Source organism: Lacimicrobium alkaliphilum (assembly GCF_002591895.1).
GTDB lineage: Bacteria > Pseudomonadota > Gammaproteobacteria > Enterobacterales > Alteromonadaceae > Lacimicrobium > Lacimicrobium alkaliphilum.
In genome coordinates this window covers 1-17,487 of sequence record NZ_NISX01000003.1, presented here as the reverse complement: position 1 = coordinate 17,487, position 17,487 = coordinate 1, and the positions used below count along the sequence as shown (strand labels likewise).

The 17,487-nt window shown below is 50.8% G+C and carries 17 protein-coding genes and 1 tRNA gene; 6 read left to right on the top strand and 12 right to left on the bottom strand.

Annotated features, from left to right (window positions below; all coding sequences use genetic code 11):
* Positions 1–314: 314 nt before the first annotated feature.
* The gene (locus CDA54_RS03560; RefSeq protein WP_099033642.1) at positions 315–1,463 is read right to left on the bottom strand and encodes an HD domain-containing phosphohydrolase; all 1,149 of its coding nucleotides are present in this window, start codon (positions 1,461–1,463) and stop codon (positions 315–317) included.
* A 224-nt stretch (positions 1,464–1,687) separates the two neighbouring features.
* On the opposite strand from CDA54_RS03560, the gene CDA54_RS03555 reads away from it, so the two are divergent.
* Both CDA54_RS03555 and rraB read left to right on the top strand, forming a co-directional pair.
* A complete protein-coding gene (locus tag CDA54_RS03555) occupies positions 1,688–2,416 on the top strand; it encodes a 1-acylglycerol-3-phosphate O-acyltransferase (RefSeq protein ID WP_099033641.1) in 729 nt (242 codons plus the stop codon).
* Between the two features lie 95 nt (positions 2,417–2,511).
* Positions 2,512–2,859, top strand: a complete 348-nt coding sequence (gene rraB, locus CDA54_RS03550) for a ribonuclease E inhibitor RraB (protein ID WP_099033640.1) — start codon at positions 2,512–2,514, stop codon at positions 2,857–2,859.
* A gap of 56 nt (positions 2,860–2,915) precedes the next feature.
* On the opposite strand, the gene CDA54_RS03545 is transcribed toward rraB, so the two are convergent.
* The 8 genes from CDA54_RS03545 to pepA all read right to left on the bottom strand — a co-directional run bounded on the left by CDA54_RS03545 (position 2,916) and on the right by pepA (position 11,048).
* Positions 2,916–3,101, bottom strand: coding sequence for a hypothetical protein (locus CDA54_RS03545; RefSeq protein ID WP_099033639.1), 186 nt, complete (start codon positions 3,099–3,101; stop codon positions 2,916–2,918).
* A gap of 47 nt (positions 3,102–3,148) precedes the next feature.
* On the bottom strand, positions 3,149–3,370 hold the full coding sequence (locus tag CDA54_RS03540; RefSeq protein WP_099033638.1) for a type II toxin-antitoxin system antitoxin: 222 nt from the start codon (positions 3,368–3,370) through the stop codon (positions 3,149–3,151).
* 76 nt (positions 3,371–3,446) lie between these two features.
* Positions 3,447–4,298 carry an SPFH domain-containing protein gene (locus tag CDA54_RS03535; protein WP_099033637.1) on the bottom strand — a complete coding sequence of 284 codons (852 nt, stop codon included), beginning with the start codon at positions 4,296–4,298 and terminating at the stop codon, positions 3,447–3,449.
* A 58-nt stretch (positions 4,299–4,356) separates the two neighbouring features.
* The gene (locus CDA54_RS19540; RefSeq protein ID WP_180237103.1) at positions 4,357–4,494 is read right to left on the bottom strand and encodes a hypothetical protein; all 138 of its coding nucleotides are present in this window, start codon (positions 4,492–4,494) and stop codon (positions 4,357–4,359) included.
* A 94-nt stretch (positions 4,495–4,588) separates the two neighbouring features.
* Entirely contained in the window at positions 4,589–6,031 is a 1,443-nt protein-coding gene (locus CDA54_RS03530) for a sensor domain-containing diguanylate cyclase (protein WP_099033636.1), read from the bottom strand.
* 170 nt (positions 6,032–6,201) lie between these two features.
* Positions 6,202–9,075, bottom strand: a complete 2,874-nt coding sequence (locus CDA54_RS03525) for a valine--tRNA ligase (protein ID WP_099033857.1) — start codon at positions 9,073–9,075, stop codon at positions 6,202–6,204.
* Positions 9,068–9,529, bottom strand: a complete 462-nt coding sequence (locus CDA54_RS03520; RefSeq protein ID WP_099033635.1) for a DNA polymerase III subunit chi — start codon at positions 9,527–9,529, stop codon at positions 9,068–9,070. The genes CDA54_RS03525 and CDA54_RS03520 overlap by 8 nt, the downstream gene beginning before the upstream one ends.
* Positions 9,530–9,536: 7 nt before the next feature.
* Positions 9,537–11,048 (bottom strand): leucyl aminopeptidase, encoded by a 1,512-nt coding sequence (pepA, locus tag CDA54_RS03515; RefSeq protein WP_099033634.1) that lies wholly within the window; start codon positions 11,046–11,048, stop codon positions 9,537–9,539.
* Between the two features lie 294 nt (positions 11,049–11,342).
* Between pepA and lptF the strand changes: the two genes are divergently transcribed.
* Both lptF and lptG read left to right on the top strand, forming a co-directional pair.
* Positions 11,343–12,449 (top strand): LPS export ABC transporter permease LptF, encoded by a 1,107-nt coding sequence (gene lptF, locus CDA54_RS03510; RefSeq protein WP_099033633.1) that lies wholly within the window; start codon positions 11,343–11,345, stop codon positions 12,447–12,449.
* Complete coding sequence (gene lptG / locus CDA54_RS03505) at positions 12,446–13,507, top strand: LPS export ABC transporter permease LptG (protein WP_099033632.1); 1,062 nt, start codon at positions 12,446–12,448, stop codon at positions 13,505–13,507. The genes lptF and lptG overlap by 4 nt, the downstream gene beginning before the upstream one ends.
* Positions 13,508–14,116: 609 nt before the next feature.
* Here lptG and CDA54_RS03500 read toward each other — a convergent pair.
* On the bottom strand, positions 14,117–14,569 hold the full coding sequence (locus tag CDA54_RS03500) for a c-type cytochrome (RefSeq protein WP_099033631.1): 453 nt from the start codon (positions 14,567–14,569) through the stop codon (positions 14,117–14,119).
* A 234-nt stretch (positions 14,570–14,803) separates the two neighbouring features.
* On the opposite strand from CDA54_RS03500, the gene CDA54_RS03495 reads away from it, so the two are divergent.
* On the top strand, positions 14,804–15,949 hold the full coding sequence (locus CDA54_RS03495; protein ID WP_099033630.1) for a GGDEF domain-containing protein: 1,146 nt from the start codon (positions 14,804–14,806) through the stop codon (positions 15,947–15,949).
* Here the strand turns inward: CDA54_RS03495 and CDA54_RS03490 are convergent.
* The gene (locus CDA54_RS03490; protein WP_099033629.1) at positions 15,946–16,452 is read right to left on the bottom strand and encodes an RDD family protein; all 507 of its coding nucleotides are present in this window, start codon (positions 16,450–16,452) and stop codon (positions 15,946–15,948) included. The genes CDA54_RS03495 and CDA54_RS03490 overlap by 4 nt on opposite strands.
* A gap of 481 nt (positions 16,453–16,933) precedes the next feature.
* Between CDA54_RS03490 and CDA54_RS03485 the strand changes: the two genes are divergently transcribed.
* Positions 16,934–17,020, top strand: a tRNA-Leu gene (locus CDA54_RS03485).
* A gap of 188 nt (positions 17,021–17,208) precedes the next feature.
* On the opposite strand, the gene CDA54_RS03480 is transcribed toward CDA54_RS03485, so the two are convergent.
* On the bottom strand, positions 17,209–17,487 hold a 279-nt coding region (locus CDA54_RS03480; RefSeq protein ID WP_218962371.1), incomplete at its 5' end, for an IS66 family transposase.

The window sequence follows — 17,487 nt, the reverse complement described above, 5'->3', positions numbered from 1 at the left end:
AAGGCGGGATTCACCACAGAATCACAGCGCCTTGTAGGGCCCAATTTATTGGGCTAACGGCGTTAAGCCCAGCGTCGTTCCCGAGTGCTGTTGTCGGGAACCAAGTGATCTTTTTTGAGATTTGCGAATCCTCTGCGTCTTAGCGCCTCTGCGAGATCGTAGAATAAAAGCCTGAGATCACGCAGAGCCGCAGGGCGCGCAGAGAAGTAAAGGTCATTGGACTGTTAATACCTCTGTGCTCTCCGTGTCTCTGTGGTGAATAGCTTTTTCCGTAATTCATCACTCAGCCCTAATCACTCATCACCGGCACGCCACTACTCTCCCTGCCTCAATAGCAGATTGGCCATAGCTTTGTTAAATACTTTAATCCAGTGTGGGCAGAACTGACTACTGGCTACCTTGTTTATCTCCATGACTGCGCGTTTCTTGGGGCGCTTGTGGTGGCCTTCATGAGCACGGGAATGGGTGAGGGCGTCGAAGGTATCGACGATGGCCAGCAACTTCGCCCCCTCGCAGATTTCTTCTCCCTTGATACCTAGCGGGTAACCGGAACCATCCATGCGCTCGTGGTGCTGAATCACAATTCTGCGTGCTTCATTCCATTGATCCAGGTGCTCCAGTAAGCGAGCGCTTTTGTATACATGGGATCGCATCAGGTTGAACTCATTCTGTTCGAGTGGTTCAACTTTATGCAGCACCCGCAAAGGCATAAAAGCCATACCAAAGTCATGAACATAACAGGCCACGGCTAACTGATTAGGATCCACAGGACTGCCACGCATTTTATTCAGAAACAGTGCCAGACGGGCTATCCGGTCACCGCGACCCTGCCAGTATCTGGAACGGCGCTCCACGGGTTCCATCAACTCACGGAAAAACAGAATGTCTTTGTGTTCGGCATCTTCAGTGTCCGCGGTCAGACCGATATGGCTGAGCGCCTGTTCGCCGTCCATATGCTCAGACTCCTGCTCGCCTTTACTGTCCGGAGTGGCATCCAGGGAAGGGTCAAGCAATAATACCGATTCTGTCAGCAGCTTTTCATGTTCCGCGTTATTGTCGGGTTTTATGCGAGATATATGTTTGGCCAGCAACTTGTACAGTTCTGCATCATAGCTGGCCTGGCCGGACTTGCTGCAGGCCTCGACAAAGAGTTTGACCCTGTCCATGGTCAGTAATACCAGGTCACTCATGGTGCTGGTGTACTTAATCTGTCCTTTGCGCAGGTAATCGAGCAGATCTTCGACATGCTGGAGCAGCGGGATCATCGGTGTGAAATTCACCAGCCCCAGATCCCCTTTGATGGTATGAATAGAGCGGAAAAGCGCCCGTTGAAGCTCATTATCTTCTGGCTGCAACTCGAGTTCCATCAGGGTCTGTTCGCTGGCTTCATAGAGCTCATTAATTTCTTCCAGCAGGTCATTAAGAATATCGTCATCTAGTTCATCAGGTCGAAAACTTTGCATTAATACGGCTGCCTCGTTGTAAAAGATATCGACTGGTTGTCACCCGGTATGGATTATTGCGGAATTCACGATAAGTCTAATACAGACTATCGGCCGCTATAATTGAATTCATAACAAGGGATATGAATTGGGTTTCAGTTTAGCAGAATTGTCGGACTGATCAGATATCCTGCCAAGGTAAAGTCTGTATACTTTGGCGCCTGAATTAAACATAGGAAGCCTGAGTGTTAGCCCTGATCCGCATACCCCTGATACTGATATACTTTATTCTGCTTAATCTTGTTCTGCTACTGATGTGCGTCGTACGGCCTTTTCACCGTAATAATGTGCACTACAGCGCCAGGGCGTATGGCAGCATCGCCCTGTTGCTGGGGATTAAGGTAATTGTCAGGGTATCGGACAAACTCGACCCCGGCGAACCTGTGGTGTACATCGGTAACCATCAGAACAGTTATGATTTAATCACTATTTGTTCAGCGACTCAGCCGGGTACTGTTACGGTGGGGAAGAAGAGCCTCGCCTGGGTGCCACTGATGGGACAATTGTATTGGCTTTCAGGCAATATTCTGATCGATCGGAAAAACCTCAGCAAAGCCAGCAATACGGTTAAACAAACCATTAAAAAGATCCGTCAGCGCGGCATTTCCGTGTGGCTCTTTCCCGAGGGTACCCGCAGCTATGGCCGGGGGTTGCTGCCATTTAAAAGCGGCGCTTTTCTGATTGCCCGTGGCACCCGTGAGCCGGTCTCCATGATCTGCGCCAGTAACCTGCATGATAAGGTTCGCCTGAATCGCTGGAACAATGGCGTCGTGCTGGTGGAAGTGACGGAACCGGTAGCGCTGGATAAAAGCCGCAGTGTAAAGCAATGGAGCGATTACTTTCATCAGCAGATGCAGGAAAAAATTACCCAGCTGGACAAAGAAGTGGCGGAGATGGAAATGGCCCGTCGATAAATGAGAAGTGTCAGGTTAAATCTTTTACCGGCGGGCTTTCTTATCTGGCCAGTATTACGCTAGACTGCGCCTAAAATCATCTTGAGAATCCTATTATGAACCCTGAGCACAGTCAGTGGTATGAGTTTAATGAGGAAACGATTCAGGCATTGCTGGATGATGGTTCCAGTGCCAGCGAGCCTCACTCTATCGAGTATCACTTCGCCAGTGATAACTTTGATCGCCTTGAAAAGGCGGCAGTAGACGCTTTCAAAGCAGGTTTTGAAGTGGGTGATGCCGAGGAGCTGATGCTTGATGACGGGGGAACGTTACTGTGTTTCGATGCAGTGGTGGAACGCCCTCTGAATCTGGAACAGATCAATCAGGATACCGAAACCTTGCTGGCTATAGCCGATAAACACAAGGTTCATTACGATGGCTGGGGCACGTATTTTGTGGAGTAGCGCCCCGGTGCGCGGAGCGTTTCTGCTTTTCCCTTAAGTGGCCACAGCGCTGAGCATTAGTGAACCCCAGATACCTGTTGGGCCATGCTGGTATTCTGAGCCTTTTTTTGGGGTGACTGCTGTTGAGCCTTGTGCAGTAAATCTGCCATTTCATCCATGATGTCGAGAAAACGCATCAGTTGTTTCTGATTCAGAGTCGTTGAAAATGATTCGATATTGTTGATCAAGGCGCGCTGGCTCATTGGCTCTCCCGGTGTCAAAAATTTGTGTTGTGATTGTCACCGGTTATTTATTCAATTGCTGTGCCATTATCGCCATCGCGTTCTGTTTCAGGTGTCTGAATCTCAGTTACGACTCTTTGTATCAGCTTAACCCGCCCCTGTTGAACCAGCGCCTCCCTCAGCACGTATTCAATCTGCGCATTGACACTGCGCAGCTCATCATCCGCCCAGCGCTGCATGGCCGCCAGTACATCGGCATTGATTCTCAGAGGATAGGCTTTTTTTGACAAGTTAACTCCGCTTCAGGCGCATTTCAGATTGATTCCGGGTTTGGTGGCTTATACCAATCACTTCGTCTGATCGGTATCAATACAAGCTGCCTGCGTTAATTACCGGCTGAGTATGTTTATCGCCACATAGCACCACCAGCAGGTTGCTGACCATGGCGGCCTTGCGTTCTTCATCCAGTTCCACCACGTTTTGCTCTTTAAGTTTTTCGAGAGCCATTTCTACCATGCCCACAGCACCTTCTACTATGCGGGTTCGGGCTGCAACAATAGCAGAGGCCTGCTGGCGTTGCAGCATGGCGCTGGCAATTTCCTGAGCATAGGCCAGATGACTGATTCGGGCCTCATGGACGGTTACACCCGCTTTGTTGAGTCTGTCCTGAATTTCCTGTTTGAGGATGTCAGAAATTTTCTGTGGATGACTGCGCAGGGCAATATCCTCTTCTTCCTGCGGATCATAGGGATAACTACTGGCCATATTGCGCAAGGCCGATTCACTCTGAATACTGACAAAGCTCTCATAGTCATCCACCTCAAACACCGCCTCAGCAGTATCTGTAACCGACCAGACGACGATAGTGGCGATTTCTACCGGATTCCCCTGGTTGTCATTGACTTTAATTTTGCCACTTTCAAAGTTGCGGATACGCAGAGAGATATTTTTACGCATAAAAAAGGGTATGGTCCATCGCAGGCCATTGGTTTTTACCGATCCCACATAGGCACCGAACAGGGTCATCACTTTAGCCTGATTGGGTTGTACCATAAAGAACCCCGCCATACAGCCAAGGCAAATAACCAGTACGCTCATACCGAACCATGGCGCAGGCCCCCAGACAGGACTCAGACTGGCAACAGAGGGGACTATAATGCCCAGCAGGACAAGCGCTACAAGGTAGCCGTTTAAAGAAAATCCGGTTTTCTCAGTCATTTTATTGCTCTATAGTGATATCAAAGTGATATCACTATAGAGTGATTATGATAACAGATCAAACATTAAGCTGATATTTTCTGATAGTGGGGTTCTCAAGAGTTTCCACTTTTGACATAGAATTGGCTGCGTCCTCAAGTTCAAAAATTGTTGCCTTGTTGCGATTGGCGACGAGCAGATAAGCGTGTCCGATCATTTTATCCTCCTTTATGACGTAGACTCTTTAATAGTCTAGCCCCTGTTACTGAGGATTGCAGAAAGAGGAGCCCACAAAGGGGGCTGGGTTATGGTCAGCTCGCTACTACCTGGTTGCGTCCCTGACGTTTCGCCTGAAACAAATTGGCATCGGCACGCTCAAAGGCCTGTTGCACTGTTTCCGTGGTGCGTATTTCAACTACACCAAAACTGCCGGAAAGTCGCCTGGGAGCCTTTTCCAGAGAGATGTTGAACAGGCTCTGGCGCAGGCGTTCGGCAGTACCAGAGGACTGTTGCAGGTCATTGTCCGGTAACAGCAGCATAAATTCATCACCACCAAAGCGACCGAGTAAATCGGATTGGCGCAGATCCTGCTGGATGTTCTCTGCAATTTGCATCAGCACGGTGTCACCTGCCGTATGACCATAGTCATCGTTAATTTGTTTGAAATGATCGATATCAAACAGAATCAATGACAAGGATTGCTGATTGCGACGTGAACGGGTGACTTCCTGTTCCAGACGTTCGAAGAAATACGTTCTGTTGGCCAGCTTAGTCAGGCCATCGCTGAGGGCCAGTTTACTCAGCTGTTTATTGTGTGCCGCCAGTACCGGCACGGCAAGACCAAAATAGGCACTGGCAGCAATCACTATAATGGAAAACTGGTAAACCAATGCCTGCTCCATCAGCCCAAGCAATGCCACCAGAATTGCGCTAAGCAGACTGAAAATGGCCAGGCTCAGGGCTGCCCGAAAAGCCGTCTCTGTATACACCATCCACATCTGCGGAATGATCAGAAAAAATACCGCAAAGGAGACTTCCGGATAGGGAAACAGGTAGGCCAGCAACATAATGGCGACGAGCATTATTATACAAATGGCCTGTTTGACCAGGTAAGGTTGTAGTGGCTGGTCCTGCAACTGAAAACTCAGCCCGGACAGCCAGTTATCAATCTGCGGATAACGCCAGCTCAGTATCCCCAGAAACAGCGGTGTCAGCACAATGGTGGCGGCAAGGTCGCCGATCCACCACGGCAACCAGGTATCTGACACTTCATTGCTACCGATCATGCCGCTGACTGCAAGCGCATGGGTACCCAGCAATGCTGCGGAAAGGGCGGTGACTGACCCGATAATCAGAAAGGACAGAATGGCTTTGGGCAAGACTTCGTCGCTAAGGGATCTGACCAGGGTTCTGAGTGACCAGGCACCGAACCAGTAGGTAAGGCAATGAGCGGCACCAAAGAGGATCCCGCTAAAGGCGTTTTGCAGCCAGCTATGTTCCATCTGATACATGCTGTCTACCCAGAAAGTCGCAATAACACTGCACAACATCAGAACCGGCATGGCCCTTACACCCATCACCAGAAATGCAGCAAAACTCAGTCCGGCCGGAGGAAACCAGATGCTGGCATGAGGCGCGTATTCCATCAGTACTGATACACGCCATAACAGCAACCAACAGAGCAGAAGCATGAGACTGCGTAGCATCTCACTGGTGGAGAATAAGCGTGTAAACTGGTTTCTGAACAACGTCATCAGATGCCCATGTTGTTAGGATGAGGGGATCAACGCCGGGGCAATCCTTGTTCCTGCAGCTGTTGTTTCCTTGTCATTTTCACAGTTTAAGTGGTTATCAGAGATACTAAACTGCTTATCGGGTCAATACCAGCGCCGGCAGAGGAGCCCACCGGCGCAACATAAACCGGTTAAAGCTCCTCTATCGTTTGTTGCTGCTCCAGCAGCTTTTCAGCTTGCTGCCTGAACTCCTCGAGCTTGGCTTTCTCTTTATCGATTACGGCCGGAGGCGCTTTACTGACAAAGTTCTGATTGTTCAGTTTTCCCTCAGTACGTTGCATATCCGACCTGAGCTTTTCCAGGGCCTTGTTAATTCTGGCCAGCTCGGCGTCTTTATCGATCAGGCCCGCCATGGGGATCAGTACTTCCATTTCGCCAACAATAGCAGAGGCTGACGCCGGGCCTTTTTCTCCTGCCGCCAGGATGTCGATATTTTCCAGCCGGGCCAGGCGACTCAGCAGCAGCTCGGTGTTACTCAGACGACGTAAATCTTCTTCCCCGGCATTACGCAACAAGACCGAAAGCGGCTTACTGGGGCTGATATCCATTTCACCGCGGATATTGCGTATACCGATAATGACCTGCTTCACCCACTCGATATCGGCCAGCACCTGATGGTCAACCAGGGCGTTATCCTGTTCAGGAAACGGCTGAACCATAATGCTTTGTAGGTCGGAATTTATTCCGACATTAACTGTTGAGTTGGCATTTTCCTCTGTCGGGCTGGCCGGAGACGTGTTCCCTACAACTCCGGCATACCGTCCATCCATGGACATAAAGCCCGACCTACACAGCGGTGCAACCCGTTGCCAGATTTCTTCCGTAATATAGGGCATAAAGGGGTGAGTCAGGCGCAGCAGGCTTTCAAGAACATTTACCAGTGTATGGCGTGTACCACGTTTTTGCGTATCGCTGCTTGCATCACTGTTGAGTACGGGTTTGGAGAGCTCCAGATACCAGTCACAGAACTGATTCCAGGTAAACTCATATACGGCCTGTGCCGCCAGATCGAAGCGGTAATCTTTAATCGCCGCTTCGAAGGCCTGCAGGGTTTGCTGAAAGCGCGCCCAAATCCACTTGTCGGCCAGACTCAGTTGCAGTTCACCTCCGTTTAAGCCGGTATCCTGCTCTTCGGTGTTCATCAACACGAAGCGGGAGGCGTTCCACAATTTATTGCAGAAGTTACGATACCCTTCTACCCGGCCCATATCGAAATTGATATCGCGGCTGGTGGAGGCCATCGCGGCAAAGGTAAAGCGCAGGGCATCGGTACCATAGGCAGCAATGCCGTCGGGAAACTGTGCCTGAGTGCGCTGGGTAATTTTTTGTGCCAGCTGAGGCTGCATCATGCCGCCCGTGCGTTTTTCAATCAGAGTGTCGAGTTCAATACCGTCAATCAGGTCGATAGGATCCAGCACATTACCCTTGGACTTGGACATTTTATTGCCCTGTTCGTCCCGTATAAGGCCGGTAATATAGATTTCCTTAAAGGGAATCTTGCCAGTGAACTTCTTGGTCATCATGATCATTCTGGCGACCCAGAAGAAGATAATGTCGAAACCCGTGACCAGCACGGAACTGGGTACAAAGGTTTCCAGCTCCGGGGTTTCTTCTGGCCAGCCAAGGGTGGCAAAAGGCCAAAGAGCAGAAGAAAACCAGGTATCCAGCACATCTTCATCCTGACGCAGAACTACGTCATCACCCAATTGGTGTTTGGCTCTGACCTCTGCTTCATCCCGACCTACGTAGATATTCTGTTGTTCGTCATACCAGGCAGGAATGCGGTGCCCCCACCATAACTGGCGGGAGATACACCAGTCCTGAATGTTATACATCCACTGATAATAGGTTTTGTTCCAGTTCTCAGGTACAAACTTAATCTCGCCGGACTCCACCGCATCAATGGCGGGCCTGGCCAGGGACTCAACTGCCACATACCATTGGTTGGTGAGGTAAGGTTCTATCACCGCACCGGTACGATCCCCTCTGGGCACCTTGAGTTTGTGAGCTTCAACTTTCACCAGCAGGCCAAGTTGCTCCAGTTCCTGCACCACTTTCTCACGGGCATCGAATCTGTCCAGCCCCCGGAACTGCTCCGGCGCATTGTGGTTGATCTTCGCCTCATCGGTAAAAACGTTGATCATGTCCAGATTATGGCGTTTGCCGATGTCGTAATCGTTAAAATCGTGCGCCGGTGTAATTTTCACGCAGCCACTGCCAAATTCAGGATCCACATACTCATCGGCGATGATGTCGATCAGCCGATCAGTGAGCGGCAGGCGGATCTGCTTGCCGATATAAGACTGATAGCGATCATCATCAGGGTGCACCGCCACTGCGGTGTCGCCGAGCATCGTTTCCGGACGGGTAGTGGCAACAATCAACTCGCCTGAGCCGTCGGCGAGCGGATAGCGCATATGCCACATATGGCCGCTTTCTTCTTCGTTCAGCACTTCGAGATCAGAGACTGCTGTGTGCAGCACCGGATCCCAGTTTACCAGGCGCTTACCCCGGTATATCAGGCCCTCTTCATGCAGCCGGACAAACACTTCTTTGACCGCATTGGACAGCTCATCACTCATGGTGAAGGCTTCACGACTCCAGTCGGGTGAGGTTCCCATACGGCGCATCTGCGAAGTAATGGTGCCGCCGGAATGTTCTTTCCATTCCCAAATCTTGTCGATGAACGCGTCACGGCCAAGATCGTGGCGGGTTTTGTTCTGTGCATTCAATTGCCGTTCGACAACCATCTGAGTTGCGATGCCGGCGTGATCGGTGCCACATTGCCACAGGGTGTTGTCCCCTTTCATGCGGTGATAACGGATCAGTGCGTCCATGATGGTGTGCTGAAAGGCGTGGCCCATATGCAGGCTGCCGGTGACATTCGGGGGAGGGAGCAGAATACAGTAGGGGTCACCCTGGCCACTGGCCTTGAAATAGCCGCTTTGTTCCCATTGCTGGTAACGTTGCTGTTCAATGTTCTGCGGATTAAAAGTCTTATCCATTTTGGCTCTCATCTAAACTGCTCGCGGGGCGGGTCTGAAGTTGATGACCCGCGGCGCGATAATGTTTGTATCTCTCTCTGGCCTGCTGTTTTTGCGTATCTTCGGCAGGCACAAAATCATAAATCTGACGGACATTGCCTGGCAGTGTCGGGCATTTTTGCTGCAGATTAATCACCACTTGCTGATTAGTTCGTTGCGGCACTTGCCAGTTTATCTGCACCGGCGTTCCCCGTGGTGGCCCTTCGCCACTTAAATTGTGTGGCACAAAGGCGTCGGCGGGCAGCTGCCAGAGTAACTCGTCCATTTGCTCTGCCTGGTGCTGTGTCTCGCAAAGGATCATACAGCCCTGTCTGGCCCGATAAATGCTGGCCGCCAACTGACAAGCCAGCGCATGGGGCGCTGGCTTGTCTTCAAGCTTTTCCTGCTCTAACAGGTAAAAGATTACCTCTGCCATTTATGCATCAGTCCTCAGTTTCGATACCGGCGCGGTTCATCACAAACTGAGTCAGCATAGGAACAGGACGGCCTGTGGAGCCCTTGGTCTTACCACCACTGACCCAGGCTGTACCGGCCACATCCATATGTGCCCAGTGATACTTTTTGGTGAAACGGGACAGGAAACACGCAGCGGTAATCGTACCGGCCGGACGCCCGCCTACATTTGACATGTCGGCGAAGGGGCTTTCGATCTGTTCCTGATATTCATCCCATAACGGCATCCGCCAGGCTTTGTCACTGCTCTGCTCTGAGGCATTGATCAATTCATGAGCGAGGGGATTGTGGTTACTGAGCACGGCAGATGCATGTTTGCCAAGTGCGATCACACAGGCACCGGTGAGGGTTGCCACATCCACAACCAGCTCTGGATTGAAGCGTTCAACATACGTCAGTGCATCGCACAACACCAGTCGGCCCTCGGCATCGGTATTCAGCACCTCTACGGTCTGCCCGGACATCGTGGTCAGCACATCACCGGGACGGTAAGCGTTGGCATCGGGCATGTTTTCACAGCCTGCCAGCACACCAATCACATTGATTGGCAATTTGAGCTCGGCAATCGATGCCATTGCGCCCAGAACACCTGCGGCGCCGCCCATATCATATTTCATCTCATCCATCGCTTCTGATGGCTTGATGGAAATACCACCGGAATCGAAGGTCAGGCCTTTACCCACCAACACTACAGGTGCCTGAGCCGGGTTCGCGGCCCCCTGGTAATGGATCAGTGACATAATGGACTCATTTTCTGAGCCACGACCTACCGCAAGATAAGAGTGCATTCCCAGCTCTTCCATCTGTTTTTCATCAACATGGTCAACGGACACTGATTCATGTTGCTCGGCCAGTTTGCTGGCCTGTTCAAGAAGATAACGGGGATTACAGATATTCGGTGGCATATTAGCCACGTCTTTACAGATTTTCACACCGGTGGCAACGGCGAGCCCGTGATGGATGGCCCGTTCTCCCACCGCCAGTTCCCGGCGGGTAGGTACGTTAAACACCATCTTACGTAATGGTCTGCGGGGCTCGTCTTTCTTGGTTTTCAGTTGGGTAAAGGTGTACAGGCAATCCTGTGTAGCCTCTATTGCCTGGCGCACTTTCCAATACGTATCCCGGCCTTTAACGTGTAACTCGGTAAGAAAGCAGACCGCTTCCATAGAGCCGGTTTCGTTGAGGTTGCTGATAGTGCGGGCAATTATCTGCTTGTACTGGCGCTCGTCCAGTTCCCGCTCTTTACCACAGCCTACCAGTAGCACCCGTTCACTGAGAATGTTAGGCACATTATGCAATAGCAGCATCTGGCCGGCCTTGCCCTCAAGATCACCCCGGCGCAGCAAGTTACTGATATAGCCGCCGCTGACTTCATCGAGTTGTTCGGCTACCGGTGTCAGTCGGCGGGGTTCAAATACGCCGACCACGATACAGGCGCTGCGTTGTTTTTCCGGACTACCACTTTTTACACTAAATTCCATTCATCACCCCATCTGTACTGGTGTTACGTCTGTCTGTGCGTTAGCCTTTTGCTATACTTCCGGCCGGCCAGTCGCAGGCTGACAGACAATGCAGCATGTTGTCAGCCGGTTTTTTTAATCATTTACCGGTGAAAGCCTGATAAAAAGGCCGGAAGCGCAAATTAAACTTGTGAAAATGTTAAGTTTACTTAAAAATTCACAGCATTCCACTAAAAGCGTCAGTTTACTCAGCCTCTGCCGATCCGCAAGCACAGTATTCAGGCGTCAAAGACTCGTATTCTGTTTGGAACGGCCGTGTTGATTTTCCGATATTTACTCAAAGAGACCCTGAAGTCCCAAATCGCCGTATTTCTGGTGCTGATGGCTATTTTCGTGATCCAGAAATTTGTTCGTGTACTGGCGGCGGCCACCGATGGTGATATACCCGCCGGTTTGGTGTTGGGGTTCCTGGCGCTGAATATGCCGGTGCTGGCCTCGTTGATTCTGCCGCTGAGTTTGTTTCTAGGCATTATGCTGGCACATGGTCGTTTATATGTGGACCATGAAATGGCGGTGATGCACGCCTGTGGTGTCAGTGAGTGGTATGTAACCCGGGTTATGCTGGTGCTGGCTACAATTATTGCACTGTTCTCTGCGCTGCTTACCTTGTGGCTTGCACCGCTGTCGATGGAAGTGGAATATCAGCTGGAAGAGGAAGTCAGCGCAGAATCGGGGCTGACCAGTTTGATTCCGGGCCGTTTTCAGCAAACCACCAATGAGAAGGCGGTGATCTTTGTGCATGATATTGGTAGCGGCGACAACCAGCTGGAACAGGTGTTTCTGGCTCAACAGGAGCAGGGCGACGAACGTCAGGATTTCCGCATTATTTATGCTCAGAATGGCAGTGTGCAACAGGAAGCCGACGGCGCTGAAAAGCTGGTGCTGACTCAGGGCTTTCAGTTTGAAGGGCGAAAGGGGGAAGCCAGTTTCCGCCAGGTAACCTTCGATCAGTATCAGGTACAGATAGCCGAGCGTCAGGCCGAACACCAAAGTCGCAAGCTGGCGGCTTATCCGACGCCGCAGTTGTTTGAAGAACCCGGCATTGAGGCCCTGGCCGAATGGCAGTGGCGCCTGGCCATTCCGTTGTCGATGCCGTTATTAGTGTTGATTGCTGTACCTTTAAGCGCTGTGGACCCCAGGCAGGGGCGATTCGGGCGTATTTTCCCCGGTTTATTACTGTATCTGGGGTATTTTATGTTGTTGATGGCCGGGCGCAAGGCGCTTGAGTCTGGTGGCGTACCAGCGGCTGTGGGTTTGTGGTGGGTGCATGGTGTTATGTTGCTGATTGGTACGTTTCTGATTGTACGAGGACGCCCGTTCGGGGTGAGATTACGCGCCAGGTTCAGAGGAGCTGGCAAATGATCCGCACACTGGATGTTTATCTGGCCAGAACGCTTATCGGTACGGTGTTTATTACATTGGTGGTGCTCATTGGCCTGAGCAGCCTGATCAAGTTTGTTGAACAGCTGAAGTACATTGATCGTGGTGATTATGACGTCATGATCGCCGGCATTTATGTACTACTGAGTATTCCCCGTGAGATCGAACAGTTTTTTCCTATGGCGACCTTGATCGGTGGCCTGATCGGTATGGGCATGCTGGCCAGTAACAGTGAACTGGTGGTGATGCAGGCCGCCGGAATGAGCCGTTTCAGTATCATTGGCGCGGCGATGAAATCGACCCTGTTAATGGTGGTATTTGTGATGGCGGTGGGTGAATGGGTGGCGCCGGTGAGCGAGGCTCAGGCCAAGGAAATCAGAACCCAGGCCATTTCTGGAGGTAGTCTGTTTTCCTCTCAGCGACTGGTATGGGCCAAAGACGGTGGTGATTTTGTCAGCATTGGTGAGGTGCTGAGCCGTGACAAGCTGTTGGATATTACCATTTACCAGTTCGACGACAGTCTTAATCTGACCCGCATCGTTAATGCAGGGCAGGCCAGTTTCAGCGGTCAGAGCTGGCGTCTTGTGAATGTCAGTTACACGGTGTTTACTCAGGAGCAGGTGACAGTTCGTCGTCAGCAGCGGGATAAATGGGAGTCCAGCCTCACCCCAGATAAATTAAGTGTGGTAACGGTCAAACCGGAAGCATTGTCGATACGGGGCCTGAAAGATTATCTGACCTATCTTCGCAGTAACAGCCAGGATGTCAGTCGCTACGAGCTGGCCTTATGGCGCAAGGTGCTGCAGCCTGTAACGGTGGGTGTGATGCTGTTACTGGCGCTGTCGTTTATTTTTGGCCCGCTGCGTAGCGTAACAATGGGCGCGAGGGTGATTATGGGTGTGCTGACAGGCTTTGGGTTTTTTATCGCCAATGAAGTATTCGGGCCCTTGTCACTGGTGTATCAGCTTCCGGCGGCCGTGGGGGCATTGTTGCCAAGTCTGTTATTTGCCGGTGTCGCCATGTATCTGCTCAGGCGCTGACAAGATTTACCGCGGAGTCGCAGACTTGAGTTGGCGTAGTCTGGATGCAGCGAAGCGGAATCCGGGAGCCACAGAAAATTATCACCCTATTTTGGAGGTGGGATTGATTGTAGGTCGGGATTTATCCCGACGGCGAAGGCTGGCATATACATCTCTGTCGGGATAAATCCCGACCTACATCCGTATTCTTTGCGTCTTAGCGCCTTTGCGAGATCAACAAAATAAAAGCCTGAGGTCACGCAAAGACGCAAAGCGCGCAGAGCAAATATCATTAACGTCTTAGCGCTCTCTGCGACTCTGCGGTTAATCTTGTTCTTCTAAAAGGCGGCTGGATGCCCGATAAAAGCCCCCGGGCATGACGGGCGGTCTTTCCCGCATGTTGTTGGCGGGCACGTCCAGCACCTTTGATTGCATAGTGTTAATAGTTAGCACTGTGGTAATTCAATGGTTGCCGGGAACCCAGTGATCTTTTTCAGGGATTAACTTTTGTATTCTCTGCGTCTTAGCGCCTCTGCGAGATCAACAAGATAAAAGCCTGAGATCACGCAGAGCCGCAGGGTGCGCAGTGAAGTATGGGCATTAACCCATTAATACCCCAGCGTTTCTCCCCTACGGAAAATACTGCGGGTAATTAGTGCGGTTAAAGGGTTTGAGCTGATACTGGGGCTGTAAAAAGGCCACCAGATTCACCATCTCGGTAACCGTCATAACATCATTGTAATTACGCATTTTCGACTGGCCCTGCTCATCGGTATAGCCTTCGCGCTTATATCCCATGGCAATTTTATGGGACGGGTTGATCACTGAGGTGACCAGTTCAGCATAGGTTTTGATTTTCGTTACGTCGCCACCCAGGGGCACTTTCTTGTCCAGTTGTGGGGCAATATCCGTGTCTTCATAGCCTTTAAGGCTATGGCAGGCAAGGCATTGATAGGCAATAAATACCGCCTCTCCTGCCTGAGGGTCGCCCTCTGGCAGGCTGAAACCTCTTGGGGAGTCAGGCCCCTGAGTACAGGCGCCCAGGTACAAGGCTGCTGTTGCTGCTAAATATATTGTTCTCATTTGAGTTCTCAACGCTGATGTTGAGTACTTAGCCTAGCCCTGTTTACAAAGTATCGCTTTGATGTTGATCAATTATTGTGCAGTGCAGAGGCTGCGGGATTATGAATCAGGATCAATCCATCACGTATAGATCTGGCCCCAAAGGTATTAAACGGCTTCCCTTTGTATCTGTGAGAAATGCTACTCTGAATGATTGGTAAGCCCAGCGTTTTTTAACCAACCCGGTACCGTATCATGGACGTTTTACTCCCTTCCGGCATAGTCGCAGCCCTGATGATAAATCTGATGGTCAGTGGTTATCTGGTGGCAATTTATTTTTATCATGAGCGCGAGCAGGCTTTTCTCAGCTGGGCGCTGGCCTGCGGTTGTTTTGTTGTTGGTAGTCTGATTCTGCTTGTTCAGTACTGGCTGGCAATGTCCCTCAGTATACCCGGTTATATGCTGTTGGTATTTTCATCCTGCCTGTTGTTGAGAGGCGTTGTTCAGTTGTTTCAGGACGATAACACCCGAATGTGGGGTGCAGGGTATATGCCGGTTTTTGCGCTGACGGCGCTGATACTGGCAATGGCCCCCGTTGCGGGTATTTCCACAGGTGGTGTCGCTTCCCTGATGATGGCGTTGTTTTTTGTGTTAACTGAACGCGCCTTGGCGAGGCAACAGGACAGTTTTATTGTTGTGGTTGTGTTGTTGCGGGTGTTGATGTTTGTTCACGCTCTGATCATGACTGTGCAGGGATTGTCTTATCTGCTGACTTTTGAGACGGCTTCCGCATTGTCCGGTGTGGGTCAGTGGTCATTGTTCAGTCATCTGTTGCTGACCGTTGCTACAGCGTTAACGCTGCCGATGATGCACGCAATCAGAGAAAAACAAGAGTGGCATAAACGTGCAAACACGGACGTGCTGACCGCTACGCTGACACGCCGGGGCTTTTTTGATCTGGCAGCTCAAAAACTGGCGTTGCACGGTGCCGAGCCTTGTACTTTTCTGATGATCGATATCGACCATTTCAAACCGATCAATGACCAGTATGGCCATGCTACCGGTGACCTGGTATTACAACAGGTAGCGCAGAGGATCCAGGCCGGTGTCAGAAAAGATGACTTGCTCGGCCGGCTTGGTGGCGAAGAGTTTGGTGTGTTGATGACCGAGACCACAGAACAGGAAGCCAATGTGATTGCGAACCGATTACTCGGGCAAATATCAGCATCAGAATTTATGGGTGAAACACAGCAAATCAGTGTTACCGTAAGTATCGGCGCAATGACCCAGGTATCATCAAAGCATGATCTGGAGCACCTGTTAAGGCAAGCAGATAAAGCGCTTTATCAGGCCAAGGAACGAGGCCGCAACATGCTTAAATTTGCGGATAAAACCGCCTAAACGCTACCCCAGTTGCGGTGATGATTGGCTTCTTTGCTAAGCACCAGCATTTCCGTTTTAGCCAGCCTGTCCTGCAAAGACAGCTTATTGTTGACATCAATCAGCACCAGCAAGGTGCCTAAACCTCCCAGTGAACATATTGTACGCCACAGCGCGCGGCTGTATGTCAGGGGGTGTTCGGTAGTACTGAACAGCCTCAGTCGCCAGGCTCGCATACCAATAGTCTGGCCACCATTGCGCCAGAACCAGACAAAAAAGCCCAGCACCCAGCCACCGACCCAGATTTGAATCAGGGTTTTGTATAATGCCGAGGCCTGAATAACTTCATGACTGTGCTCGATACCTTGTTTATCCAGCACATTATTTTCCAGCAGTATTACCAGAACCACAATAGCCACCAGTGCCGCGCACATACCCACTGCTGTGGCAACCAGGATGTCGTAGATCATTGCGGCGAGTCGACGGATAAAACCGGCACGGGGAAACGTCTCGTGTTCTGTCATGCAGCGCAACCGGGTTAGACAAAGATAGCGGTAGTTTATCAGCTAACAGCCACAGCGACAGCAACCTCAATCACAGGATGCCGATTTTTCGTTCAGCTAAAAGTCATAGCCTGACAAAACACTTGCAAGGGCCAGCCCAATAGCTATAATGCGGCCCTCTCGCTGTCACAGCGCGAGATGAATAAACTGGTAGACGATGTGCAGGATGCGCAAGTGTCGCGGGAGGCAGGATGCCGGGAGAGACCGCAGCGAGAGTGCAAAGCGCTCTTAAAAAGCCACAAAGCAATATAATTTGTTAGTAGTAAGACCCTCAATGCCAGAGTGGCGAAATTGGTAGACGCAGCGGATTCAAAAAACAACGCGTCTAACATGTTGGTGCTGGCAAGTCATTGAAAGGTAAGCGCCTTTTGACTATAAAAAGCGAAAAATCGCTTGCAAAGATTTGCAAAGTTTTAGGACTTTGCACATCCGACAATAGGATGCCAGAGTGGCGAAATTGGTAGACGCAGCGGATTCAAAATCCGCCGGTGGCAACACTGTGCCGGTTCAAGTCCGGCCTCTGGTACCATTCTTTGCAAGAGATTTTTAGCTTATCAAACCAGGCTCTACCCCTAAATGGGGAGCAGCATTCATCGTACAAGTTTATTACACCATCCCATTAACAATGGGTCATTATTCGTGTCAGGTAATTTCATTTTTGACAAAAACTCCCATCACTACATAACCTCTCATACGTAAGCGTCCGGCGATCACCGTCTAGCTTTTAGCGAAGTTCCATGGCAGGAGGTGGTCGAGGTCGTCGCCCGGTTTGAGGCTGGGCACTTCTTTAAAAAGATAATGTAAATAATCGAAGGGCGAGAGGTCATTGGCCTTGGCGGTTTCTACCAGGCTGTACAGCATGGCACTGGCATCCGCACCAGTGTGGGTGTTACAGAACAACCAGTTTTTCCGGCCCACGGCGAAGGGGCGAACAGCCCGTTCGGCACGGTTGTTATCAATGCTCAGCCGTCCGTCTTCGATGTAGCGATTGAGTTT